16 protein-coding genes and 2 pseudogenes are annotated in these 24,688 nt (G+C 65.3%); 12 read left to right on the forward strand and 6 right to left on the reverse strand.

All coding sequences use genetic code 11. From position 1 onward, the window contains the following. Positions 1-26: 26 nt before the first annotated feature. The gene (locus ACTIEW_RS09745) at positions 27-2,669 is read right to left on the reverse strand and encodes an ATP-binding protein (RefSeq protein WP_439477718.1); all 2,643 of its coding nucleotides are present in this window, start codon (positions 2,667-2,669) and stop codon (positions 27-29) included. Between the two features lie 311 nt (positions 2,670-2,980). Here ACTIEW_RS09745 and ACTIEW_RS09750 point away from each other — a divergent pair, with 311 nt between their 5' ends. The 5 genes and pseudogenes from ACTIEW_RS09750 to ACTIEW_RS09770 all read left to right on the forward strand — a co-directional run bounded on the left by ACTIEW_RS09750 (position 2,981) and on the right by ACTIEW_RS09770 (position 8,620). Beyond that, positions 2,981-3,679: a LuxR C-terminal-related transcriptional regulator gene (locus ACTIEW_RS09750; protein WP_439477719.1), complete on the forward strand. Its 699-nt coding sequence runs from the start codon at positions 2,981-2,983 to the stop codon at positions 3,677-3,679. Positions 3,680-3,990: 311 nt separating this feature from the next. Beyond that, positions 3,991-5,040, forward strand: a complete 1,050-nt coding sequence (locus tag ACTIEW_RS09755) for an extracellular solute-binding protein (RefSeq protein ID WP_439477720.1) — start codon at positions 3,991-3,993, stop codon at positions 5,038-5,040. 62 nt (positions 5,041-5,102) lie between these two features. Further along, entirely contained in the window at positions 5,103-6,662 is a 1,560-nt protein-coding gene (locus tag ACTIEW_RS09760; protein WP_439477721.1) for an ABC transporter permease, read from the forward strand. Continuing rightward, entirely contained in the window at positions 6,649-7,674 is a 1,026-nt protein-coding gene (locus ACTIEW_RS09765) for an ABC transporter ATP-binding protein (protein ID WP_439477722.1), read from the forward strand. The genes ACTIEW_RS09760 and ACTIEW_RS09765 overlap by 14 nt, the downstream gene beginning before the upstream one ends. A 252-nt stretch (positions 7,675-7,926) precedes the next feature. Next, positions 7,927-8,620: pseudogene (locus ACTIEW_RS09770) on the forward strand (IS6 family transposase). Between the two features lie 53 nt (positions 8,621-8,673). On the opposite strand, the gene lhpI reads toward ACTIEW_RS09770, so the two are convergent. Then, positions 8,674-10,368, reverse strand: coding sequence for a cis-3-hydroxy-L-proline dehydratase (gene lhpI / locus ACTIEW_RS09775; RefSeq protein WP_439477776.1), 1,695 nt, complete (start codon positions 10,366-10,368; stop codon positions 8,674-8,676). Positions 10,369-10,776: 408 nt separating this feature from the next. Here lhpI and ACTIEW_RS09780 point away from each other — a divergent pair, with 408 nt between their 5' ends. The 7 genes and pseudogenes from ACTIEW_RS09780 to ACTIEW_RS09810 all read left to right on the forward strand — a co-directional run. Beyond that, positions 10,777-12,000: a phosphopentomutase gene (locus ACTIEW_RS09780; protein WP_439477723.1), complete on the forward strand. Its 1,224-nt coding sequence runs from the start codon at positions 10,777-10,779 to the stop codon at positions 11,998-12,000. After that, entirely contained in the window at positions 11,997-12,704 is a 708-nt protein-coding gene (gene deoD, locus ACTIEW_RS09785; protein ID WP_439477724.1) for a purine-nucleoside phosphorylase, read from the forward strand. The genes ACTIEW_RS09780 and deoD overlap by 4 nt, the downstream gene beginning before the upstream one ends. Positions 12,705-12,889: 185 nt before the next feature. Continuing rightward, positions 12,890-13,855 (forward strand): deoxyribose-phosphate aldolase, encoded by a 966-nt coding sequence (deoC, locus tag ACTIEW_RS09790; protein WP_439477725.1) that lies wholly within the window; start codon positions 12,890-12,892, stop codon positions 13,853-13,855. A gap of 11 nt (positions 13,856-13,866) precedes the next feature. Next, the gene (locus ACTIEW_RS09795; protein ID WP_439477726.1) at positions 13,867-16,242 is read left to right on the forward strand and encodes an aldehyde dehydrogenase family protein; all 2,376 of its coding nucleotides are present in this window, start codon (positions 13,867-13,869) and stop codon (positions 16,240-16,242) included. A 9-nt stretch (positions 16,243-16,251) separates the two neighbouring features. Then, positions 16,252-17,595 carry a thymidine phosphorylase gene (gene deoA, locus ACTIEW_RS09800; RefSeq protein WP_439477727.1) on the forward strand — a complete coding sequence of 448 codons (1,344 nt, stop codon included), beginning with the start codon at positions 16,252-16,254 and terminating at the stop codon, positions 17,593-17,595. Positions 17,596-17,604: 9 nt separating this feature from the next. Continuing rightward, positions 17,605-18,021, forward strand: coding sequence for a cytidine deaminase (locus ACTIEW_RS09805; protein WP_439477728.1), 417 nt, complete (start codon positions 17,605-17,607; stop codon positions 18,019-18,021). Positions 18,022-18,113: 92 nt separating this feature from the next. After that, positions 18,114-18,323, forward strand: a pseudogene (locus ACTIEW_RS09810) (IS6 family transposase); the annotation flags it as partial. A gap of 95 nt (positions 18,324-18,418) precedes the next feature. Here ACTIEW_RS09810 and ACTIEW_RS09815 read toward each other — a convergent pair. From ACTIEW_RS09815 to ACTIEW_RS09830, 4 genes are all read right to left on the reverse strand, one after another. Next, entirely contained in the window at positions 18,419-19,186 is a 768-nt protein-coding gene (locus ACTIEW_RS09815; RefSeq protein WP_439477729.1) for an SDR family NAD(P)-dependent oxidoreductase, read from the reverse strand. Between the two features lie 171 nt (positions 19,187-19,357). Next, the gene (locus ACTIEW_RS09820; protein ID WP_439477730.1) at positions 19,358-20,218 is read right to left on the reverse strand and encodes a universal stress protein; all 861 of its coding nucleotides are present in this window, start codon (positions 20,216-20,218) and stop codon (positions 19,358-19,360) included. Further along, the gene (locus ACTIEW_RS09825; RefSeq protein ID WP_439477731.1) at positions 20,211-23,159 is read right to left on the reverse strand and encodes an HAD-IA family hydrolase; all 2,949 of its coding nucleotides are present in this window, start codon (positions 23,157-23,159) and stop codon (positions 20,211-20,213) included. Before ACTIEW_RS09825 ends, ACTIEW_RS09820 begins: the two co-directional genes overlap by 8 nt. Beyond that, positions 23,156-24,292, reverse strand: a complete 1,137-nt coding sequence (locus ACTIEW_RS09830; protein WP_439477732.1) for a glycosyltransferase family 4 protein — start codon at positions 24,290-24,292, stop codon at positions 23,156-23,158. The genes ACTIEW_RS09825 and ACTIEW_RS09830 overlap by 4 nt, the downstream gene beginning before the upstream one ends. Positions 24,293-24,688: the final 396 nt, after the last annotated feature.

A 24,688-nucleotide genomic window follows, 5' to 3' on the forward strand; every position in this document is an offset into this window, starting at 1 on the left:
GGGGACAGCGCACTCGGCCCCGTGTTTCAGGCGGCCGCCGCAGTCCCGGAATTTTCGTCGGCCTCCGCCAACAGGTTACTGATTGCGTTGACCAGGTCGACGGGCCGAATCGGCTTTGGCAGATGTCGGTCCGAGCCGGCATCCAGACTGCGTTTGACATCGTCCGGCATTGCGTTCGCTGTAAGCGAAATGATTGGCGTCCGGGCGAGCCCGCGGTCGCCCTCCATCTTCCGGATTTGCCGGGTTGCGGTCAGTCCGTCCATCACCGGCATCTGGACGTCCATGAGGATGAGATCAAATGCGGTGTCCGCAGCGGCATCGACAGCCTCCTGTCCGTTTTCCACAACGGTCAGATCAACACCGAGCGGCTCAAGGATCATGGTGACGACCGTTCGATTCACCTCATGATCGTCAGCGTACAGAACTCTGATATTCGATGCCTCGGCCTGATCGGTGGCGGCACTCGATTTGCCCGGATCGGGCTCAACCTCGAGGTCTTGCGCTCGAACCAGAGGCAGGACGACTCCAAACAAGGTCCCCTTTCCCGGCGCCGACCGGACCCAGATCCGGCCCCCCATCATCTCCGCAAATGACTTGCAGATCGACAGGCCCAGACCCGTCCCGCCATGGCGACGACTGGTTGAAACATCGGCCTGTTCGAAGCGGTCAAACAGCCTGCGTCCGGTGGCCTGATCAAAACCCGGACCCGTATCACTCACGAGAATCCGCAACCCGCCCCGTCCCTGGCGTACCGAAACCTTGACCGCACCCTGAACCGTAAATTTGACCGCATTGCTCAGCAGGTTCGAAACAATCTGGCTGACCCGGGTCTTGTCGCCGAGGTAGACGCCAGAGACTGCGGGATCAATGAAGCATTCAAGCTCAACGCCTTTGGCGGTGGCTGCCGCCGCGTGCAGGTTGGAAATGCCAACCAGAGCCGTCTCGAGGTCAAATGGCTGCGACTCGAGTTTCATCTGTCCGGCTTCAATCTTCGCCACATCCAGAATGTCATTGATGACTCGCTCCAGCATCCGTCCGGACTGGACGATGGTGTCGGCCATCTGACGGGATCGGTCATCTTGCTGCACGGCCAGCAGCATGTCCGCCATGGCGATGACGCCATTCAGCGGTGTGCGTAATTCGTGGCTCATGTTGGAAAGAAACTGGGACTTGGCTGAGCTTGCTTTCTGGGCGGCCTCAACGGCCACTTCCAGGGCGGCCCGCGCTTCCACCTGCTCGGTTACGTCCTGACCTGCTGTCACGATGTAGGTGGGGCCGTGCTCATCAAAGACAGCGATTTTTTTCGTCGAATAGTGTTTCTGTTCGCCGCTGCGTGTTGTGATCGTCGCGTCAACGTCAGTCACCATTGATCGTGTTTCTATCACGAGTCTGTCTTCGGCTTCGGATGCGGCGCCTTCTTCTCCCGGAAAAATGTCAGAAACAGTTTTTCCGATGCAGGTTACAGGATCAAGGCCAAGAGCATCCGTGGCCGCAGAGTTAACGAGGACTAAAGCGCCGTCACGGGCGCGCTTGACGATCAGGAAGGCCGGCATGAGTTCGACAATATTCTGATAGAAAGTTTCTCTGTCGGCGTTTTCGGTTCGCTCGGCTTGCAGGGATTTGAGGGCATCCCTGGCCTGCGCAGCAGACCTTCCGGCCTCCAGCGTGCGCTCTTCCAGCTTTTTCTCAATCCTGCGCCGTTCACTCATCACGGAACTGACCGGAAGAACTGAAATGACGACTGACAGCAGGAACAGGTTGTAGAGGCTGAGCTGCCGCAATATCGGCGAGAGATGCTCCAGCCCGATACTGTTCATGGTCGGGAGTATGTGCACCGGCCCGAACCCGGCCCCGGTTGCCACCCCGCTGATCGCGACCATGAGGATCAGGCCCAGGCCGACGACCCTTGGCGGCTGGCGAAGTGACAGAAACAACAGGGGCGGCAGCACCAGGAACAACAGTGGTGTCGTCGTCTGCAGGAACACCAGGGCCGTCGCGGCGACGATCAGGACCAACTGGCCGATTGTCACCCATCTGCGAACAGCAGCCTTCGGCTCTGACTGGTGGCGCTGCGCCAGCATCAAGAGAACCGGCGTGACCAGCAGCAGGCTCAGCATGTGGGCGATAAATTGGTATGACAGGTCAAAGAATGCCGCGGCGGTTCCCAGACCCCTCACCGCGTCCAGGATGCCAAAATGAAGGGCCGCGCTGACGGTCGATGCGGGGATTGCAGCCCACAGGAAAAATCTCATCAAGCGGCGAGGGCGGCGAAGGTCCAACGCAGCACCGCACGCCCGACGGGCCAGGACGACGGCCAGCATCGCGCTGCCCAGGTCGAGAGCGGCAGTCAGCAACGAAAAAATACCCGAGTGGCGCGTTATGATGCTGCCGATCAGGCCGATGATAAAGCCGGCAATCAGTACGACCGTTGCGGGCCGTCTGTGCAGTTGCAGGACTGCTGCTGCCAGGACGCCGCCAGACAACCAATACGCGCCCGGACCATAGGTAATCGAGCTTTGCTGGTCGATCCATTGCGCCAGTGTGAACAGCGCCACATAGGCCCAGGCGGGCAGGCTACCGACACTGGCCGCTTCATGCCTGAACAATCGCCAACGGGCACCCGGCTGCCGCCAGCCGGCCCCCTGTTCGGGTGGGCCCTGAACTGTCACGCGGTCTTCGCCATGACAACGACTACTCATGCTGCCTCCCCCCGGAGATAGCTGCCTCACCCCATTGGGGCGATTGATTATTACTGAGTAGACGGACAATACGTAAGAGATACTTAATACAGCGGCGTGGCCGATGCCATCCTACTTTAGGTATACAACTATTTATACAGCCCCCATTTCAGAATGTAAGTGCTCAGTTCTTTGACTTGTATCAATCCTATGATTGGGTTTTGGAGCCAGTGTTAACTTACCGTAGAGCCCGGTCCATGTCTGGACCGGGCTTTCGCTGGCTTCTGTGATTGGAATCAAGCTTGCGTATATCTGTCATCGCGCCCGAAACGTTTGGTCGCCCGTCTGTGTCCCTGGTTATTGAGGAAAAGCCGATCTGCGCTGGTGCGATCGCCCATTGTCTCAGAAGCGCCTGCGGCGTGGACGAAGTACGGCTCGAAAGGTCAATAGCCGGCGGAAAGATCAGGGCGTCCGAGGGACCCTATGTGGTCGTGCTGGTCGACCTCGCCACCATCAACTATGATTTCAATGCCCTTGAGGCGCTTGTCGCACGCCTGGATCCCAGCCCCGTCATCGCAGTCGATGATCGCCCAAATCCGGCGTTTGCCAGCATCGCAGCGACGATCAAATGTCGAGGCTACGTCGCCAGGACAGTTGAGGAAGAACAGTTCAAACAGCAGGTGCGATCCGTCATTTCAGGCCAGTCGTGTTTTCCCAGCGGGTTTCGGCAAGAGGACGTCCCGCCAGATTGGCACGGAACAAAAAAGATGAATGTTCTGACGGAACGTCAGAGCGCCGTGCTGGCTTGCGTCGCGCGCGGCCTTTCGAACAATGAGATCGCGCTGGAACTCGGAATTTCCGTCGGGACCGTGAAAACTCATGTCCATACGGTTTTGAGGCGGATCGGTGCTCGAAACAGAACTGAAGCGGCGATCGTAGCGCCCAGATTCCATGCGCTCGGCAAACGACTTGATATGACCGAGTCTGCCGGAGAGTGCTGACGCCCGAACGGAGGCGGCCGCGTCCTTGCCTTGCACTGTTGCGGCCATCCCGGTGCGGTCAGGCAAACCCCAAAAGGTCTCCGGAAAATCGGCGTAAGTTGCTGGCGGGGATGGATTATTGCGAAGTCGGTTTCGCTTAAGCGCCACCGGTTTCCGGCGGACGTGATCCGTCGCGGGCGGCGGCCGTTGCCTGATCTCGGGCAGGGTAGGGTGGCTTTCGACTTGGCGGAGCTAATCTGTCAGCCCCGGAACGAGATGTCTCATCGCGTTCCCACTTGACCTGTCAACCGATCGAACGGATGAGGTCATTTATGCACATGCGAACCAACCTCATTACAGCCCTTGCCTTTGCAACACTGCTCGCCGCCTGTGGCCAGGGTGGCTCAGCTCCCGCCGCGGGGGCCGCCGCGAGCGTGGTCAATCTCTATACCGCGCGCCACTATGATACCGACACGGCGCTCTACGAGCGGTTCACCGAGCAGACCGGTATCCGGGTCAACGTCATCGAGGGCAACGCCGATCAGTTGATCGCCCGCATGACCAGCGAGGGCGACGCCAGCCCTGCCGATCTGTTCGTCACCGCCGACGCCGGTGCACTGTGGCGCGCGCAGAACGCCGGCCTGCTACAGTCCACGACGTCGCAGGCGCTGAATGCCGCCATCCCGGCCAATCTGCGCGACCCCGAGGGCCGGTGGTTCGGCCTGAACCGTCGCGCCCGCATCATCGCTTACGACACGACCAGGGTTCAGCCCGCCGAGATCGACACCTACGAGGAGATCGCCTCGCCGCGCTTCCGCGGCAGGCTCTGTGTCCGCTCGGCCGACAGCGTCTACAATCTGTCGCTGGTCGGGGCGCTGATCGAGGCCTGGGGCCCGGAGAAGACCGCCGAATGGACGCGCGGCGTCGTCGCCAACATGGCCCGCCCGCCCGAAGGCGGCGACCGCGACCAGATCCGCGCCGTCAATGCAGGGGTCTGCGAGATCGCCCTGACCAACAGCTACTACTACATCCGCATGGCCAATGGCGAAGACGCGGCCGACCGCGCGGTGACCCAGAAGGTCAAGCTGGCCTTCCCGTCACTGGACGGCCAGGGCGCGCATGTGAACATCTCCGGCGGGGGCGTCGCGGCCAATGCTCCGAACCGGGAGAACGCTGTCCGCCTGCTGGAATTCCTGGCCTCGCCGGAGGCCCAGACGATGGTCTCGGCAGGCAATAATGAATACCCGGCCAGCCCTGACGTCCCGGCTCCCGCCCCGACGGACGCCTATGCCGACTTCACGCCCCATCCGATGTCGGTGGCGACCTATGGCCCTCGTCAGACCGAGGCCCAAAACCTCATGAGCGCCGCGGGCTGGCGATAGTCCCCGATACCCTCTCGACGACTCCGGCCCACCGCGCGTTTCGCGTCGGTGGGCCCTCGGTGTTGCGACTGCTGGCCTGGCTGGCCGCCGCCGTCGCCATCGCCCCGCTGATCGGGGTCGTCGCCGCGGCGTTCGGCGAAGGCCGCGCCGACATCGCGGCTTCCGACTTGATCCGCTATGCCGTGACCTCGGTCGCCTTGGCCGTCATGGTCGCGCTCACCACCGCCCTTCTGGGGTCGGTCTCGGCCTGGCTGGTCGTCATGCACAGGTTTCCGGGTCGATCCGTTTTCGCTTGGGCGCTGGCCTTGCCGCTGGCCGCGCCCGCCTTCTCCGTGGCCTATGCCTATGCCGACCTGTTCGACGTCGCGGGAGACCTCCGTACCTGGATGCGCGCCGTCCTGGGCATCGACTGGGGGCCCCGAATGCGCAGCCTGCCCGGCGCCGCCTTCGTCCTGTCCCTGGCCTTTTACCCCTATGTCTATCTGACCGTCCGCGCGGCCCTGGTGAACCAGTCGAGCCAGGCGATCGAGGCCGCCCGCAGCCTGGGCTGTTCCCCGACTCAGGCGCTCTTCCGGGTCGGCCTGCCGCTGCTGCGGCCCGCGCTCGCCGCCGGCGTCGCCCTGGCCGTGATGGAGACCCTGGCCGATTTCGGCGCGGTCCAGTTTCTCAGCGTTCAGACCCTGACCACCGGCGTCGTGCGGTCCTGGTTCGTCTACGGATCCCTCGAAGCAGCCGCCCGTCTGGCTCTCCCGCTGCTGGCCGCTGCGGCTGTCCTGTTGTGGATCGAGCGGGTCAGCCGCCGGGGCCGTACCGACGAGACGGCGCGAGCCCGCTGGCGTCCGATCCAGCCCACACCGTTGAAGGCCGGACGGGGCATCCTCGCTTTCGCCTTCTGCTTCACCCTGTTGACCCTCGGCCTTTTCCTCCCGGTCGGCTGGCTGTTCATCAACGCCCTCGACATCCATCCGGACTGGAGTCGCCTGACGCGTGCCGCCGCCCACAGCCTGGGCCTCGGACTGGGTGGAGCCCTGGCTACAGTCCTGCTGGCGACTTGCCTGGCTCTGTCAGCGGAGCGCATGCCCATCACGGCCCGCATCAGCAGTCTGGGCTACGCCACTCCGGGAGCCGTCATGGCCATCGGCCTTCTGGCGCCGGCCTCGATCCTCTGGCAGACCGTCCCCGGAGCGGTCTCGGGCCTCGGCGCCGGCCTGTTGCTGCTGATCTATGCCTATGCCGCCCGGTTGATGGCCGCGGCGCTGGAGCCGGTCGAGGCCGGCCTGACTCGCGTCAGCCCATCCATGGTCGCGGCCGCACGGACCCTGGGCCGCGGCGAGGCCGGGACGGCTCTGTCGGTCCGCCTCCCGATCGCATCCGGTGCAATCCTCACCGCCATCCTGGTCGTCTTCATCGACGTCGTGAAGGAACTGCCCGCAACTCTGATTCTGCGGCCCTTCAACGTCGACACCCTCGCGGTCATCGCCGACAACTATGCCCGCGACGAACGGCTGCCCCACGCCGGCTGGCCCAGTCTGATGATCATTGCCCTGACCCTTCCGGCCGTAATCTGGCTGACGCGCAAGATTACAGCCTCTCGACCCGGAGACCCGCATGGCCCAGGCTGACGCCATCGTTTCGGTCGTGGGCGTCAGCCGCGTCTACGGGCGAACGGCCGCGATCGATCGTGCCGATTTGACCCTGATGCGCGGTCGCATCGTCGGGCTTCTGGGGGCCTCCGGCTCGGGCAAGAGCACCCTCTTGCGGGTGATCGCAGGCCTGGAGTCGATTGATGCCGGCGCCATCGCCATCGCTGGTCAGGTCGTCTCGACGCCCGGTCGTTCTGTGCCGCCTGAGCACCGCCGTGTCGGGATGGTCTTTCAGGACTTCGCCCTGTTTCCGCACCTGACGGTGGCCCAGAACGTCGGCTTCGGGCTGAAGGGCCGGGCTGACCGCGAAGCGGTTGTTGGAGGACTGCTGGAGCGGCTGCGGATTGCCGACCTCAGTCAGGCCTTCCCTCACACCCTGTCCGGGGGCGAGCAGCAGCGCGTCGCTCTTGCCCGGGCGCTGGCGCGCGATCCCGCCGTGATCCTGCTGGACGAGCCGTTTTCCAGCCTCGACGGGTCCTTGCGAGCCGAGGTCCGGGAGGATCTGGTGCGGACCCTGCGCGACAGCGCGACCTCCGCCATTGTCGTTACGCATGACGCTGAGGACGCCATGATGATGGCGGATGATCTGGTTCTGATGGACGCGGGTCGCATCATCCAGGCTGGGACGCCATACGATCTTTACATCCGGCCAACCTCGGTCGCCGCCGCCCGGTTGCTCGGACCGCTCAATCTCGTCGAGGCGCAGGTCCGGGAGAACCTCGCAACGTCCATCCTCGGCCAAAAAGCTGTCGCCGCGCCGGACGGTCCGGCACGGATGGGAATCCGCCCGACGGATCTCAAACTGACCGGAGCCGGGAATGGCCTGGAGGCGCGCGTCGTATCGGTCAGCTTTGCGGGAGGATACCGCCTGGTCAGGGTAAAAGCCGGCTCCGAGGCGCTCTCGCTCCACTTCACGGGCCAGGCCCCTGCAGCGGGGGCGGTGGTCGGTGTGGCGGTCGACGCCGACCGGCTCATGGTGCTGCCCGGCTGATACGCGAGCAAAGGTCGTCGACCGGGGCCATTACGGCGAGGCTGATCTCCATCGCCATCATCGCTGCAATGACGAGGCGCCGGCCTCAGGGTTCGGGTCTTGGCGGCTTGGCCGCTGCCGTTGACGGATGTCTCGCCGCGGACGCTGCGACTGGCCCTGGGCCGCGCCGGCGCCCGTGTCGGGGTGCTGTCAGGCAAACGCCAACTTGTCTCCACTTAGGGCGGCCTAAACCGCTGACGGGGATGATGTTTCGTGAAGCCGATTTCGTTCAAGCGCCACCGGTTTCCGGCGGACGTGATCCGCCACGCCGTGTGGCTGTACTTCCGGTTCAGCCTCAGTTTTCGGGACGTCGAGGAGCTGCTGGCGCAGCGGGGGATCGAGGTCAGCTACGAGACGATCCGGTGCTGGACCATCAAGTTTGGTCCGCTCATTGCGAGGCGTTTGAAGCGCCGCCCGGCCGGCGCCGACCCCGCGCTGGCACCTGGATGAGATGGTCTGCTGGATCGGCGGCAAGCGGATGTACCTGTGGCGCGCCGTCGACGACGAAGGCGAGGTTCTGGACCTCGTGGTCCAGCGCCGGCGGGACACAGAGGCGGCGTTGAGGCTTCTCCGACGCCTGCTAATCAACCAGCCGGTCGAGCCGGAGACAATCTCCACAGGCGGCCTGCTGTCCTATGGTGCGGCGCTCGACCAGTTGGATCTGCGTCACCTTCATTGACCCGGCCGGCTTCGGGAGAACAACCGGGTTGAAAACTCCCACCTGCCGATCCGACGACGAGAACGCCAACAGCAGCGGTTCAAATCCCAAGCCTCAGCCCAGAGATTTCTCACCACCCACGCTGCGATCTACTACACCTTCAACATCCAACGGCATCTGATCAGCAGGCCCACCCTTCGCCGCTTTCGTGCCGACGCGGCGTCTGTTTGGGCGGCTGCGGTTGCCTGATTTCAGGCAGGGTAGGGCGGCCTTCAACTTGCCGCGGTTAACCTGTCAGCTCCTCAGGCCAGCCAGTCTGGCTGGCGTGGCGCCGCGCGTCCGGTCAGGGCTGCCGTGATGCAATCCGACAGGCTGCCGAGCCGCACCGCCCGACCGCTGAGCCCGGGTCCATAATGGGCGTATTTACCTGAATTGGTCAGCACCGCCTGCGTCTTCGGCGGAAATACCGGCTCCCGGATCGAACACCAGCAGATGTCTGGGATGACCTGCACCCCGCTGGCCCTGAGCCGGGCCAGTAGCCCATCAGCCCCGGCCTCGCGGATCACCTCGCGCCCGGCCGTCACGATCACCTGGGTCCCAGGATGGCGACGTCGGCCCGCAAGCCCGTCGGCCAGAGCCCGGCATTCCTGAACCGAGGCGTGCGGGCTTCCGATCGCCACCAACTCCACCGCCGCAGGTCCGCCATTCAGATGCGCCCACGCGGCGCGCAGATCATCGCGGGTGATGGCAAGACGGTCGGCGTCCGGTGTCGCCGCCACGTCCGCTTCGGGTGTCACGCCCTCGATATGCAGCATGGGAGACGCCGACGTCGTGCCAAACGCCGCGCAAAGGGCTTTCAGATCATCGCGCGACGCCTTGCCGGGGGCGAGGCCGCGTAGCAGCGGAATCCGGTCGGGAGCCCGCTGCCCGGCCAGATAGCCGACCAGTGGCCAGAAACCGTCGTCGATCCCTTCGGGCAGGTGGACGTCAATGATACGTTGCGCCTTGCGGGCGGCGTCGAGATAGACCCCTGAAAGCGGCGCTCGTCCGGTCAGCGCGATACATAGATCGAGAAAGTCGGGGTGTTTCGCCGTGCGGGCGCCCAGCACTGAGTTGGCATAAATCACCGCATTCGATTCGGACCATGCGATCACCTCAGCCGCCACGGGCGCGGTGTCCAGGAGATACGGCGCGCAGGTAAAGCTGGCGCGGCAGCCCATCTGCACATAGGCATCCGCCAACTGTTGCGCGGGCAGGCCGAATTCGGGCGCCACGCCCTGTGCGCGCCAGTTTTGCCGATCCACGGAAATGGCATTCATCGTCGTGGGTATGCGGACCTGGCCTCCCAGTTCGGCCATCTTCCTTGCAAAGGTCAGGTTGGCCGGGCTGGCGTAAATACAGCCGTCGATATGGCCCTGCGACACATCGATCAGACGATCTGCCCCCTGACTGGCGGCCATCGCGCAGATGATCTGCATCGACTGTCGGACAGCCGCGCCTTCTTCACCCCCCAGCATCGCACGATCCGCCGATGACAGGTCCAGAGCGGACGTCAGCGGTGACCCGATGGCTATCCGCAGATCACCCGCTTCAAGCGTACTGTCGAAGATGCGCGCCTCGGCGACCCGTGTCAGCGCGTCAAAGATCGCGGGCGAAACTCGCAGCACCGGGAGGACGCTTTCGAACATTTCGGCAGCGACCAGGGCCCCCAGGGTCAGCACATCCTCTGCGTCGCAGAAGATCAGCGCCGAAGGCCCCCTTCCGCTCAACACCAGGTCCAGCAGCACACCGCTTCCGGTGCAGGACCCACGGCTTGAGGGCATGACCAGCACCTTGCCAGTCACGGATTGGCCATGCAGCGGGTGATGAACGTCGATGATCAGCCCGGTCGCTGGATCGACACCCCCCCAGAAGCTCAGGGGCTCGTCCGTCGCGAGGATCGATCCGGACGCTTTGCCCGCGAGGATGAACCGTGCCTGCTCGGGACCTTGCATCATCTCACCTTTCAGCGCCGCCAAAGCCGCCTTCGCCTTGAAGGCCGGCGTGTGGTTCCGTCTCGTCCGCTTCGTCATGGTCTCTCCTGAGCCGCGGCACTCTCGCCGCCTTCAGGCAGAAACTCCACTTAACCTGCTGTCCAGATGGTACTGACAGGCTAAGTCGAAGCCGCTGTTTCTTGGTTCGAACCGCCAATTCTCGCGCTGAGAAAATCGAGTAAAAACAGTGAGTTCGTGACTCCGTTCGTCCGCCGAAACCGCGCAAAATTCGCTCACAAGGCGACTCGAGGCGTTAACTTGTCAGCACCGTCAGCGGCAATCAGTTTGGGCTGACTGAGCCGACGCTGGCCTTCACGCCGGAAATGGCGCTTCTGTTCACTGACCAGAGCCGTCGCTACAACCGGGACCACCATGCCTCGTGCCGTATTATTGATCCTCGATTCGCTGGGCGTTGGCGCCCTGCCGGACTCTGCACTGTTTGGTGACGCGGGCGCCGACACCCTCGGTCATATCGCGCTGCGATGTGTGCAAGGGGCTGCTGACGTTGATCGCTGCGGGCCGCTGCAGGTACCTAACCTGCAGCGACTCGGCCTGGGCTTGGCCGCGCGACTGGCCAGCGGCGAACTACCGGCGGGATTCGCGCCGGAGATCAGTGCGATCGGCGCCTGGGGCGTTGGCCGTGAACTGTCAACGGGCAAGGACACCACCTCGGGCCATTGGGAGATGATGGGTGTGCCGATGCTGGACGAATGGGGCTATTTCCGCGACCGCGAAGACAGCATCCCCGCCCTGCTGCTCAAAACCCTGGCGGCTCGCGCCGGCGTTCCCGGTTGGCTCGGCAACCGCCATGCTTCAGGAACCACGATCCTTGCCGAACTCGGCGAAGAGCATATCCGCAGTGGCAAGCCGATCGTCTACACGTCCGCCGATTCTGTGCTGCAAATCGCCGCGCATGAGACCTCGTTCGGTCTGGAGCGGCTGTACGGGCTCTGCGAGATTGCGCGGGTGCTGGTGGATGATTACCGCATCGGTCGGGTAATCGCCCGGCCATTCGTCGGCGATGATGCGGGCAGTTTTCGACGCAGTCACAATCGTCATGACTATTCGATGCCGCCGCCGGCGCCGACCTTTCTGGATCGACTCTGTCAGGCCGGCGGCACCGTGCACGGCATCGGAAAAATTCCGGACATCTTTGCCCACAACGGTATCTCGCACGAGGTCAGGGCGCATGGCATCGATGGTCTGTTCGACGCGACCCTGAACACCCTGACCGGGTGCGCTGACAACGGCATGGTGTTCACCAATTTTGTCGATTTCGACTCGGAATACGGGCATCGCCGCGACGTCGCCGGTTATGCGGCTGCGTTGGAGTATTTCGACCGGCGCCTGCCCGAGCTCCTGGCGGCCCTGACACCGGATGATCTGCTGATCCTGAGCGCTGACCATGGGAACGACCCGACCTGGCCTGGAAGCGACCATACGCGCGAACATGTCCCCATCCTTGCTATAGGCGGCGGCATCACGCCCGGCAGCATCGGAATTCGTGACAGCTTCGCCGACATCGGCCAGAGTCTTGCCGCGCACTTCGGCATTGCACCCTTGCCGTATGGCCGGTCCTTTCTGGAGCCCCGATGAGCACACCCCACATCGACGCCGCTGAGGGCGCCTTTGCGACCACCGTGCTGCTTCCCGGCGATCCATTGCGCTCACAGCACATCGCCCGGAAATTCTTCAGCGATGCGGTTCAGGTGACCTCGACACGCAACATGTTCGGTTACACCGGCTTCTATCGTGGTCAGCGAATCTCGGTCATGGGCACCGGGATGGGCATTCCCTCCAGCTCGATTTATGCGACCGAGTTGATCCGTCATTATGGCGTGAAGCGCATTGTGCGCGTCGGCACATGCGGGGCTGTGCAGGACGACCTGGCACTCGGCGATCTGGTGCTGGCGCTGTCGGCCAGCACCGACTCCGCCGTCAACCGGCAACGCTTTGCCGGAATGGATTTTGCCGCAGGCGCCAGCTATTCCCTGCTGAGCTCGGTGGCCGATCAGGCCCGGCGCGTCGGCGTGCCCGTTCGGGTCGGCAATGTGTTTTCCGCCGACCTGTTCTACTCGCCCAACCCGAACTTCGCCGACACCCTTGCGGCGATGGGAATTCTCGCCGTCGAGATGGAAGCCGCAGGCCTGTACGGCCTCGCCGCCGAGTTTGGCGCAGAAGCGCTGGCTGTGCTGACAGTATCGGACCACCTGCGGCACGACGCACGCATGGACGTTAACCAGAGGCAAACCGGCGTCGATGCCATGACCCAATTGACCCTCGACGCGCTTTGCCAATAGTCATCGGGTCGAAGGATCAATCTGTTGGAACAACGTCCGCCTCGATCTGCTGACTTCGATCTGAGTTTGCATGCGTTGGCTTGCAGGGCCGGCTTTCCATCCGAAGTCCGGGACTCAATGAGCAGGGCCAACGATTGGTCGGCGACTCCCGGATCGCTGCTCTCGATCACGGAGCACGGCCCACTATGACCAGTTCTTCGCCACCATCAGTACGTCGCAACGAAGGCTGCGCCCTTGACCTGGACTGGCTCAGCAGTCTGCGCGTCAACCGCAATGCCGCTGACCGCCGCGCGGCCAGTCTTGTGGCGCGGCGGTCAGTGAAGAATGAGTATCAGGCGGCGTGGCTGGTTCAGGCGATCCGCTGCATCGACCTGACCACGCTCGGAGGCGACGATACGCCGGGCCGGGTCGAGCGGCTGTGCGGAAAGGCGCAGCGGCCCCTGCGTGCGGATATTGCGACCGCTCTGGACATCGGCCCGGTGCAGGTCGGTGCAGTATGTGTCTACCATGAAATGATTGCGCCAGCCTTGCGCTCCCTGGGCGACAGCGGGATTCCGGTCGCCGCAGTGTCCACCGGATTTCCCGCTGGTCTCGCGAGTCTGGAAACCAAGCTCCGCGAGGTGCAACTCTCCGTCGCCGCCGGCGCCCACGAGATTGATATCGTGATCACGCGCCAGCACGTCCTCACCGGAAACTGGCAGGCCCTGTACGATGAAATGCAGGCCTATCGGCAGGCGAGCGGCGCGGCGCATGTGAAGGCTATCCTGGCGACCGGCGACCTGCAGACCTTGGAAAATGTCGCTCGGGCCTCCTGGACCTGCATGATGGCCGGTGCGGATTTCATCAAGACCTCGACCGGCAAGGAAGCTGTCAATGCGACCCTTCCGGTGGCGCTGACAATGACGCGGGCAATTCGTGAATACGCCGGGAGAACGGGGTATCACGTCGGTTTCAAACCGGCCGGCGGGGTCAGTTCGGCCAAGGCAGCGATTCAGTACCTGACCTTGATGAAGGAAGAACTGGGCGTCGAATGGATGCAGCCGCATCTGTTCAGGATTGGAGCCTCCAGCCTGTTGACTGACATCGAACGCCAGCTCGAGCATTTCGTCACCGGGCAGTATTCGGCGGCCCACCGTCACGCCATGCCGTGAGGACTATTGCCATGCGCCCCATCAACGAGATTCTCGCCACCATGGAATATGGACCGTCGCCGGAAAGCACCAGCGAAGCCGAGGCCTGGCTTGATCGCCACCAGCGCCGCTTCGGCCTGTTCATCGACAACCAATGGAGCGAGCCCACGGCCCTGTTCGCCTCGCGCAATCCGGCCGACGACGAGCCTTTCGCCGAACTGACACAGGCGAGCGCGATCGATGTTGATCGCGCGGTGGCCGCGGCCCGGATCGCACAGCCCGGCTGGGCCGCGATCGGCGGACACGGCCGCGCACGCTTGCTGTATGCGCTGGCACGGCTCATCCAGAAGCACGCCCGGTTGTTTGCGGTGCTGGAGACACTGGACAACGGCAAGCCGGTCCGCGAGACCCGCGACATCGACATCCCCCTGGCCGCGCGGCATTTCTATTACCACGCAGGTTGGGCGCAACTGCTGTCGCAGGAGTTCGCCGACTATCGCCCGGTGGGCGTGGTCGGGCAGATTGTGCCGTGGAATTTCCCGTTGTTGATGCTGTCGTGGAAAATCGCGCCGGCGCTGGCCTGCGGCAATACGGTGGTGTTCAAGCCGGCTGAATTCACCTCATTGAGCGCCCTGCTGTTCGCCGAACTCTGCCAGCAGGCGGGACTGCCCGCCGGCGTGGTCAACATCATTACCGGCGACGGTGATGTCGGCGAAGCCATTGTCGCCCATCCCGGCATCGACAAGCTGGCCTTCACCGGTTCGACCGAGGTCGGCCGGTTGATCCGCCGGGCCACGGCAGGAAGCGGCAAGAAACTGTCGCTGGAACTTGGCGGCAAGTCGCCCTTCATCGTGTTCGAGGATGCCGACCTCGACGCCGCCGTCGAAGGGTTGGTGGACAGCATCTGGTTCAATCAGGGGCAGGTCTGTTGCGCGGGTTCGCGACTTCTGGTGCAGGAGTCGGTGGAACAACGATTCCTCGCCAAATTGCGCACCCGCATGGGCAAGCTGATCGTGGGCTCGCCCTTGGACAAGTCCTCGGACATCGGGGCCCTGGTCGATCCGGTTCAGAAGCAGCGGATCTCCGATCTGGTGCAGACCGCTCGAGACGAAGGCTGCACGGTCTGGCAGCCGACGGGCGCGATGCCTGACCGCGGCTGCTTCTATCCGCCCACACTGATCACGGGCGCATCGACCTCGGCCACTGTGGCGCAGACCGAGATCTTCGGGCCGGTTTTGGTGGCGATGAGTTTCCGCACGCCGGCGGAGGCGGTGCAACTGGCCAACAACACCGTCTATGGCTTGGCGTCGTGCGTATGGACCGAGTCCATTAGCCTCGCGCTGGATATCGCGCCACAGATCAAGGCCGGGGTGGTCTGGATCAACACCGCCAACCAGTTCGATGCGTCCTGCGGTTTCGGCGGCTATCGCGAATCCGGATTTGGTCGCGAGGGCGGCCGCGAGGGCCTGCTCGAATACCTCGTGGCCCGCGCCGAGGATGCTCGCCCGACCGCGCCCCCTGTAGTCGTCGGCGGGTCAGGCCCCCCGGATGGGGGCCCTGCCGCCGGCATTGACCGCACGGCCAAACACTACATCGGCGGCAAGCAGGCGCGTCCGGACGGCGGCTACAGTCGGCCTGTCCATGGCGTCGGCGGCGCGTTGCTGGGCGAAGTGGCAGCCGGCAACCGCAAGGACATTCGCAACGCCGTCGAAGCGGCGCACAAACAGTCCGGCTGGGCCAGCGCCAGTGGCCACAACCGGGCTCAGGTGCTGTACTATATCGCAGAAAACCTGGCCGCCCGACATGCCGAGTTCGCGGCGCGGATCAGGGCGATGACCGGAGATGCCGATGCTGTCCGCGAGGTCGATGTCAGCATTGAGCGGCTGTTTACCTACGCCGCCTGGGCCGACAAATATGACGGCGCGGTGCATCAACCGCCGATGCACGGCATCACCGCTGCCCTCAATGAGCCGATCGGCGTGATCGGCATGATCTGCCCCGGTGAATCACCGCTGCTCGGCCTGATTTCATTGGCGGCGCCCGCCTTGGCGCTCGGCAACCGGGTGGTCGCCGTGCCCTCGTCCGCGCATCCGTTGTCGGCCACCGACTTCTATCAGGTGCTCGACACCTCCGACCTGCCCGGCGGCGCGCTCAACATCGTAACCGGAGACGCCGACGAACTGGCGCGGGTGCTGGCCGGACACGCCGACATCGATGCGGTGTGGCGCCATGACGGCTCCGTCGCAGGCTGCGCCGAGGTCGAACGGCTGTCGGCGGACACGCTGAAGCGCACTTGGGTCGGCGGCGGCAGGGGGCGTGACTGGTTCGACGACCAGCAGTCCGCCGGGCCTACGTTTCTGGCCCACGCCAGCCAGGTGAAGAACATCTGGATTCCCTACGGGGTCTGAGTGGGGCCGATGCTGCTACCGCAGGAGATCATTCGCAGGAAGCGCGACGGCGCGGTGCTGAGCCGCGCGGAAATCGACGTCTTTGTGCGCGGCATCAGCGATGGCAGCATTGGCGACGGCCAGATCGCCGCGCTGGCGATGGCGGTGTATTTCAACGACATGGGCCTCGACGAGCGCGTGGCCCTCACCGAGGCGATGCGCGATTCCGGACAAGTGCTGGACTGGACATCGCTGGATCTGCCCGGACCGGTGCTCGACAAGCATTCCACCGGGGGCGTCGGCGATCTGGTGTCACTGCTGCTGGGACCGATGGTGGCGGCCTGCGGCGGCTTTGTGCCGATGATTTCCGGGCGGGGGCTTGGACACACCGGCGGAACCGTGGACAAGCTGGAGTCGATCCCCGGCTACCAGGTCGCCCCCGACCTGACCCTGTTTCGCAGCGTCGTACGCGATGCCGGCGTGGCCATCATCGGCCAGACCGCGCAATTGGCGCCGGCGGACAAGCGCCTCTACGGCATTCGCGATGTCACGGCGACGGTCGAATCGATCGCCATGATCACCGCCTCGATCCTGTCGAAGAAACTTGCGGCCGGACTCGACGGGCTGGTCATGGACATCAAGACCGGTTGCGGCGCCTTCATGCCGAACCGGGACCAATCGATGGCGCTGGCCCAGAGCATCGTCGCCGTCGGCAATGGCGCCGGCATGAAGACGGCCGCCCTGCTGACCGACATGAACGAGCCGTTGGCGCCCTGCGCGGGCAATGCCATCGAGATACGCTGCGCCGTCGACTATCTGGCGGGCGGATCGCGTCCCCCACGGCTGCACGAAGTCACCCTGGCGCTGGGCGCGCAAATGCTGGTGCTCGGCGGCCTGGCCACGGACGCCGCCGAGGCTCGCGCAAAACTGCTGGAGGGGCTGGAGTCGGGACGCGCCGCCGAACGCTTCGCCCGCATGGTCGCGGCCCTGGGCGGGCCCATCGATCTGCTGGAACAGTCTGAGCGACTCCTGGCCCGCGCAGACACGGTCGTGGCCGTGCCCGCGCCACGGTCGGGATTCGTGCAGGCCTGTGACTGCCGCGCACTGGGTCTTGTCGTGGTCGGCCTCGGCGGTGGTCGCAGGGATCCCGCGGACCGTATCGACAGCGCTGTCGGTTTGAGCGGGTTCGCCCGGATCGGCGACGCCGTGGTCGTCGGCCAGGTCCTGGCCTTCGTGCATGCGCGAGGGCCCGACGACGCCCGGCAGGCCAGTGAAGCAGTGAGGGCCGCCTTCGTGATCGGAGAAGACGCGCCCGCCGCGAGGGCGCTGATTCCTGGCTACCTGCCCCAGTCCGTCGAACATCCGCAGGCCTAGGGGCACCCGATGAACCACTCGCAACTGATCGAGGAAGCCGTCATCGCCCGCGCCGCCGCCTATGCACCGTATTCGCGGTTCGAGGTGGGCGCCGCCGTCCTCTGCAGCGATGGCCGGGTATTTCGTGGCTGCAACGTCGAGAATGCGTCCTACGGCCTGTGCAGTTGCGCCGAACGCACCGCCCTGTTCAGCGCCATTGCCGCCGGCTACCGGCCAGGCGAGTTCAGCGCCCTGGCTGTGGTGGGTCCAACGGAGGGTCCGGTTTCACCCTGCGGAGCCTGTCGACAGGTCATCCTGGAGCTGGGCGGGGCGACGATGTCCGTGATCTGCGCCAACCTGACCGGACAGGTCTGCGTTGACCTGGCCGGAGACCTGCTCCCGGGCGCGTTCGATGGGGCCTGCCTGACAGTTGCCCGCCGTCCATAAAATATCTGAGTAAGATCAAAGGGGTGTTGTCAGGCTAACGCTGACTTGTCTCCACTTAGAGCGGCGTAAGCCGCTGACGGGGATGGTGTTTCGTGAAGTCGATCTCGTTTAAGCGCCACCGGTTTCCGGCGGACGTAATCCGCCGCGCCGTGTGGCTGTACTTCCGGTTCAGCCTCACTTTCCGCGACGTTGAGGAGTTCCTGGCGCAACGGGGGATCGACGTCAGCTATGAGACGATCCGGTGCTGGACCATCAAGTTCGGTCCGCTGATCGCCAGGCGGCTCGCCGTTTCCGGGCCGAAGCTGACGCGGCTTGGGCGAGGTCCGTTGCCTGATTTGAGGCTAAGTAGGGCGGCTTTCAACTTGGCGCGGTTAATCTGTCAGCACCGCGAGCCGGCCTAGCGGGCGGTGTAGCCGCCATCGATGACCAATTCGGCTCCGGTGACGAATTTGGCCTCGTCGGAGGCGAGGTAGACCGCGCCCCAGGCGATGTCGTCCGCCTCGCCCATGTGACCGAGCGGGTGCAGGGCGGCGGTTGCCTTGCGGCCCTCTTCCAGATCCCCCGCTCCCGACAGATGCCCCTCGACCATCGGCGTCCAGATGAAGCCCGGATGGATGGAGTTCACCCGGATGCGGTCGGGGGCGTAGATCAGGGCGTCGGTCTTGGTCATCAGCCGCACCGCGCCCTTCGAGGCGTGGTAGGGCGGAATGTCCGGCCCCCCGACCAGACCGTAGATCGACGACAGGTTGATGATGGAACCGCCGCCGGCCTGTTTCAGGTGGGGAATGGCGTGTTTGGTGCAGAAGAAGACGCCCTTGACGTTGATGGCCTGGACCCAGTCCCACTCGGCCTCGGTGATCTCGTGCGTGGGCTTGTTGACCCCGGCCACGCCGGCGTTGTTGACCAGCACGTCGATGCGGCCGAAATGCTCGACGATCTCCGCCATCACCGCCTGCACCTCACGCTCACTGGACACGTCGCAGTGCCAGTACGCGACCGGCAGGCTCCGCTCGCGCAGGCTCTCGATCAGCTCCAGGCCGTCGGCGTCGAGGACGTCAAGAAGCGCGACGGAGGCGCCTTCCTCGGCCATGCGGATGGCGGTCGCGCGGCCGAGGCCCACGGCGGCGCCGGTGATGACGGCGACCTTGTCGGTGAGGCGGTTCATGGCGTCAGTTCTCCAGCAGTTTATGCGGTCCTCGGTCGGCGCCTTGACCGTTCGCGCGTTGAAGTCGCGCGCGTCGTCTTTTGGCCTGACGCCGACCTGCATCTGCCTTGGTCCACTGTCACCTCGTCGAAAGCGATGGCGACCGCCTTGACCAAGATCAATCCGTTCGCATCAGGCGCTCGATCTCGGTGAACAGCAGCTCGGGTCGGCGCGCACCACCATCACCGGGCAGGGCGCGTCGCGCACGACGGCCTTCAGCGTGTGGGCCCGCTCGTCGCTCCAGGCCCCCTTCCAGGCGACAACGATGAGGTCGACGGACTGGTCGGCGGCGACCCTGAGGATCTCCCGACCAGGGTCGCCGCCCAGAACCTGCAGCCGGGCCTTGAGCGGCCCGTCCGGGCAGAGCCGGGCCAGTCGGGCGAGGACCTCGTCCGTCCAGCTGGACCACTCATGCTGCGCCTGGTCCACATAGCGCGGCACCGGAAACGAACCGGGTTCAAGGGGCGATCCCGCGCCGGGGGCACCCACCTCCACGATCAACAGTTCAGCGTCTGTCGCCCGTGCGATTTCGGCGGCGGGTCCGACCGCGATGTCCGCCGCCGTCCCGCCATCGTGCGGAAGCAGTATCCGGCGCGGCCGCCAGCCCTTCAGGTCCTGCACCGGCGACACCAGCACGACGGGGCAGGGCGCGCGCCGCAGCACGTCAAGCGCCGTATGGCCGAGCATCGCCGTCGGTCGGGCCGAGGCCGTGTGGGTGCACATGACGATCAAACGGGCCTTAGCCGCGCAGGCCGTCTCAAGGATGCTCTCGGAGGGGTCGCCCGCTCGCGCCTCGAGGCTCCAGGCGTGATGCGCGGCGCCTTCCAGCCCCAGGCTTTGGGCCAGGGTTCCCAGGGACGGCGGCGCGCCGCTGGTCACCTGGAGGATCCGCAACGACGCGCCCAGCGCCTCGCCGAGGGCGTCGGCGACGGGCAGGGCCGCCAGGGCGTGGGTCGAGCCGTCGAGGGGGACGAGGATCAGGGGCTCAGTCATGGGCGGTCTCCGGCGCGCCGGCCGCGGGAATATGGATCGCATGCCTCTGGCCGCGCCAGGTGATCTCCATCGACAGCGCGGACCATCCTGGCGGAAGGTTCGGCCGGGTTCGGGGCCCGTCTTCCGCGAGGTCAAGACCGCCGAAGCCGAACACGATCGCTTGCCATAGTCCGCCCAGCGCGGCGGCGTGAACGCCGCCGGCCGCGTTGCCCATGTTGTCGGCCAGGTCGATCGTTGCGGCCTGCCGGAAATACCGCGACGCCAGCTCCATCTCCCCCAGCCGCGCCGCGACCAGCGCGTGGATGGCGGGGCTGAGCGAGCTGCCGTGCGCGCAGCGAGGCTCGTAATAGCGGAAGTTGGCGGCGTGCACTTCGGGCGGCCAGGCGTCCGGGAACAGGTGCAGCAACATCACCACGTCGGCCTGTTTGATCAGCTGCGACCGCTGCACGCGCTCGCGCCCCAACACCACGTCTATGGGTGCGGACCGGGGCTCGAGCGCCGCGAGATCGATATCCTCGAGGTCGAAATAGCCCCGGAACTGCTCGATCAGGCCGGTGGCGTCGTCGAAGCCGGTGTAGAGGCTGTCGGCGATCGCGGTCCAGGTCGCGGGCTCGTCGGCGGCCAGGCCGATGTCCGCGGACAGGGCGCGCCACCGGTCGGGCCAGCGTTCGGCCACCAGCGCAGCCACCTCCTGGCCGGTGGTCAGGTTCCAGCGCGCCATGGCGTTGGTGTAGGCGTTGTCGTCCACCGTCTCATGATACTCGTCGGGGCCGATGACGCCGCGGATGTGGTGCAGGCCGTCATCGCCGCGCTCGACCCGGCTGGCCCAGAACCGGGCTGTCTCGAGGATGATTTCCGCGCCGGCCTCCAGCAGGAAGGCTTCGTCCCGGGAGGCGGTCCAGTAGCTCCAGACGGCGTAGGCGATATCGGCGCTGATGTGCTGCTCCTGCTCGCCGGTGAGCACCCGCTCGACCTCGCCGCCCGGCTGGACGACCATCGATGGCGTCACGTCCTCGCCGGTGTCGGCGGACTCCCACGCGTAGAACGCCCCGCGCCAGCCCCCGGCGGCGGCCCGGGCGCGCGCGGCGGGAAGTGTGTGGCTGCGGTACATCAACAGCGACCGGGCCGCCGCCGGCCAGGTCAGGATGAAGAACGGCAGCATGAAGATTTCCGTGTCCCAGAACACGTGTCCCCGATAGGCGCTCCCAGTCAGGGCGCGGGCGCCGATCGACGTACGCTCGTCCTCGGGGCTGGCGGCGCTGATCAGGTGATAGATCGCGAACCGGGCCGCCTGCTGGGCGGCGGGATCGCCCTCGATGCGGATATCGGAACGGGCCCAGCGCTCGAGCCACGCCTGCCGATGGTCCTCGACATGATCGGCGATGTCCCGCCCGGACGCCTGCTCCAGGTGAACGCGGGCCAGGGCCTCCGGGTCGCCCGGGCTGCGTGAGGTGTGGATCGCGACGATACGGTCGAGCGCATAGACCTCGCCGATCGCCACGGTTATGGCCGGGGGGTCCGCGCCGTCGGCCGCCGTCGCGACTTCGCCACCGCCCCCCAGGCGCGTCGTTGAGGCCATGGCGATCGTCGTCCCGGTGCTGGTTCGGTGGATCAGCGAGCCCCGGACGGCCGTGTCGAGCGTGACTTCACCGCTGTAGTTCTCCGGCTCGAACCGGGTCGATTGGATCAGCAGATGGCGATCGGCGGCCGAGGCGAGCCTCAGCCCCACGATGCGCGTGACGCGGCCCGCCGGATCTTCCTGCCGCCATTCGCGCCAGAGGATGGCCTGCCGGAGGTCGAGGATCCGCCGATGCTCCAGCCGCCGCCCGACGTCCAGCCGAACCGGCCGTCCCTCCACCGTCAGGGCCATGTGCGTCCAGTCCGGGGCGGTAACCAGGGCCGGAGTCGTGTCGCCAGCGGCCTCGAATACGCCGGCCACGAAGGTCGCGGGTGCTGACAGCCCATCGCCCTCTGACAGGGAGCCTCGCGTCCCCACGAAGCCGTTGGCCACCGAGAAGAGGGACTCCATTTCGTGCTCCCGGGCCGGCGTGAAGGGACCCTCCTCGATGATCCAGTCCGGGTCGGTCGTGCGCGTCGCCGGCAATGTCTGAAGTAGGGACGGCCGCCGGCCGGGGGTCTTCCGTGGGCTCAATTCGATCTGGTCCAGATCGGTCGTCACCAGGTCGACGCCGCGGCGGGACAGCCCGTCGCCGTTTCCGTTCCGGTCGACTCCGACCACGAGCCCGTATCCCGCGGCCCGGAGTGCTTCGACGCCGGAAAGCGCGTCTTCGAACCCGATCATGCGGCGGGGCTCGACGTCGAGCAGACCGGCGGCGTGAAGATAGGTGTCGGGCGCGGGTTTGCCCTTCAGCCCCTGTTGCTTCGCCGTCAGCCCGTTGACCTGAACGTTGAACAGGGTTCCCAAGCCCGCCGCCTGCAGGACCGCATTGGTGTTTTCGCTGGCGGAAACGACCGCTAGCTTCAGGCCCGCGGCTTGAAGCGAATTCACCAGCCGGATGGCGTCGTCGAACACTTCGACCCCGTCCCGGGCGATAGCCTGCAGGAACAGTTCGTTCTTGCGCCTGGCGAGACCGTGCATCGTTGCGCGTCCGGGCGGATTCTCGGGGTCGCCCTCCGGCACGTCGACGCTCCGCGAGGCGAGGAAGTCCCGGACGCCGGCGAGCCGTGGCTTGCCATCGACGTAGAGACCATAGTCCCGGCGACTGTCGAACGGCGTGAACGGGACGCCGGCTCCGGATGCGCGACGGTCGAGAAACTCGTCGAACAGCTGTTTCCAGGCGGTCGCGTGGATCGTCGCCGTCCGGGTGATCACGCCGTCGAGGTCAAACGCCGCCGCGTCGAAACGGGAGAGTTCGATCAGCGACCGGTTCGCGCTCCGGAGGCTTCCGGGTCCCGCCTTCGCACAACTCCCGGTCTTCACAGCTGAAGGGCCATCGTGCGGTCAGGCGCGCTCGGGAACTCATCAGAGCCTCGCTTGCGAATGCGGGTGACGGCCCGGTGAACCGGATCCTCGGCGAACGGCCGCCGCGCCAGCAGATCGCCGTAGACGTCGAGATAGCGCCTTGCCATGGCGGTCGAGGAGAAGCGCAGATCGAAACGGGCGCGGATGGCGTCGCGGTCCAGCAGGTGGGCGCGCCCGGCGGCGGCTATCGCCTGCTCAAGGGTGTCGACCAGGAAGCCGGTCTCGCCGTCCTCAATCACCTCGGAGGTCGAACCGCAGCGGAAGGCTACCACGGGCGTGCCGCAGGCCATGGCTTCGATCATCACCAGGCCGAACGGCTCTGGCCAGTCGATCGGAAACAGCAACGCCTCGGCCCGGCCCAGGAAGACGGACTTTTGGTGGTCGCCGATCTCGCCGATGAACTCGACCAGCGGATTGGCTTCGACCATCGGCCGGATGACGGTCTCCCAATAGACCTTGTCGGCGGCGTCGACCTTGGCCGCCATCTTGAGCGGCTTGTTCAGCTTCGTGGCGATCTCGATGGCCCGGTCCGGGCGCTTCTCCGGCGATATGCGACCGAGGAAGGCGAGATAGCCGTCCGACCGCGGGCCGAAGTCGTAGAGGTCTGCGGGCATGCCATGATGCACCGTCGCCTTCCAGCCGGCGAAGGGCATGGGACGGCGCTGGTCATCGGAAATCGACACCAACCCGAACTGGGGCCAGCGCTCGTAAACACCCGGCAGGTCCTTCATGTCCAGCCGCCCGTGCAGGGTGGTGATGGTCTTGTCCGCCAACCGCTCGAAGAAGGGGAAGTGGATCATGTCTGTGTGGAAATGCAGGACGTCGAAGTCGTCAGCGCGCTTCAATACATCCGACAACATGGCCATGTGGGCGGCGAGTTCCGATTTCAGCGGAGCGGGGTCCAGCCGGATCGCCTGATCCCGCACCGGGATCAGGCGGGCCCGCGTCTCGGCCTCTGCGGAGGCGAACAGGGTGACGTCATGGCCGAGATCGACGAGGGCGTCTGTCAGATGCGCGACGACCCGCTCCGTCCCGCCATACAGCCGAGGGGGAACGGCCTCATACAGAGGGGTGATCTGCGCGATCTTCATCGCGGAAGCGCGGCGTTGGCGACCCCGTGGCGCCCGTCCCCGAACCCTCGCCCGAGGCCGCGTTTCTGCAAGTGAAGATCCTGCCGCGGCGGCCCATGCCCAAGCCGGCGGCGCGACCCCCGCGAGAGAAGGGGGCCGGGCTCATGGTTCGTGGTCCCTGGAAGACTGTTCACGGCCCTTCTTCAATCCTGTTGTCCAACCACAGGATGTCATGTCGGACCCAGTCCGCCTTGATCCGCATCAAACGGACCTCGGCAGGAGGGTGCTGTCAGGCAAACGCTAGCACCCTTGGCGCTAGTGGCCGCCAGCATTCCTGCAGGTACTGACAAGTTAAGTCGAAGCCGCTGTTTCTTGGTTCGAACCGCCAATTCTCGCGCTGGGAAAATCGAGTAAAAA

Source organism: Brevundimonas sp. (genome assembly GCF_051860745.1).
Lineage (GTDB): Bacteria > Pseudomonadota > Alphaproteobacteria > Caulobacterales > Caulobacteraceae > Brevundimonas.

What these genes read in the sequence shown, in the direction of transcription:
- ACTIEW_RS09805 (WP_439477728.1), top strand. Translation starts at nt 17,605, where the DNA reads ATGAACCACTCGCAACTGATCGAGGAAGCCGTCATCGCCCGCGCCGCC.
- ACTIEW_RS09780 (WP_439477723.1), top strand. Translation starts at nt 10,777, where the DNA reads ATGCCTCGTGCCGTATTATTGATCCTCGATTCGCTGGGCGTTGGCGCC.
- ACTIEW_RS09815 (WP_439477729.1), bottom strand. Translation starts at nt 19,186, where the DNA reads ATGAACCGCCTCACCGACAAGGTCGCCGTCATCACCGGCGCCGCCGTG.
- ACTIEW_RS09830 (WP_439477732.1), bottom strand. Translation starts at nt 24,292, where the DNA reads ATGAAGATCGCGCAGATCACCCCTCTGTATGAGGCCGTTCCCCCTCGG.
- ACTIEW_RS09755 (WP_439477720.1), top strand. Translation starts at nt 3,991, where the DNA reads ATGCACATGCGAACCAACCTCATTACAGCCCTTGCCTTTGCAACACTG.
- deoD (WP_439477724.1), top strand. Translation starts at nt 11,997, where the DNA reads ATGAGCACACCCCACATCGACGCCGCTGAGGGCGCCTTTGCGACCACC.
- ACTIEW_RS09795 (WP_439477726.1), top strand. Translation starts at nt 13,867, where the DNA reads ATGCGCCCCATCAACGAGATTCTCGCCACCATGGAATATGGACCGTCG.
- lhpI (WP_439477776.1), bottom strand. Translation starts at nt 10,368, where the DNA reads ATGATGCAAGGTCCCGAGCAGGCACGGTTCATCCTCGCGGGCAAAGCG.
- deoC (WP_439477725.1), top strand. Translation starts at nt 12,890, where the DNA reads ATGACCAGTTCTTCGCCACCATCAGTACGTCGCAACGAAGGCTGCGCC.
- deoA (WP_439477727.1), top strand. Translation starts at nt 16,252, where the DNA reads ATGCTGCTACCGCAGGAGATCATTCGCAGGAAGCGCGACGGCGCGGTG.
- ACTIEW_RS09820 (WP_439477730.1), bottom strand. Translation starts at nt 20,218, where the DNA reads ATGACTGAGCCCCTGATCCTCGTCCCCCTCGACGGCTCGACCCACGCC.
- ACTIEW_RS09765 (WP_439477722.1), top strand. Translation starts at nt 6,649, where the DNA reads ATGGCCCAGGCTGACGCCATCGTTTCGGTCGTGGGCGTCAGCCGCGTC.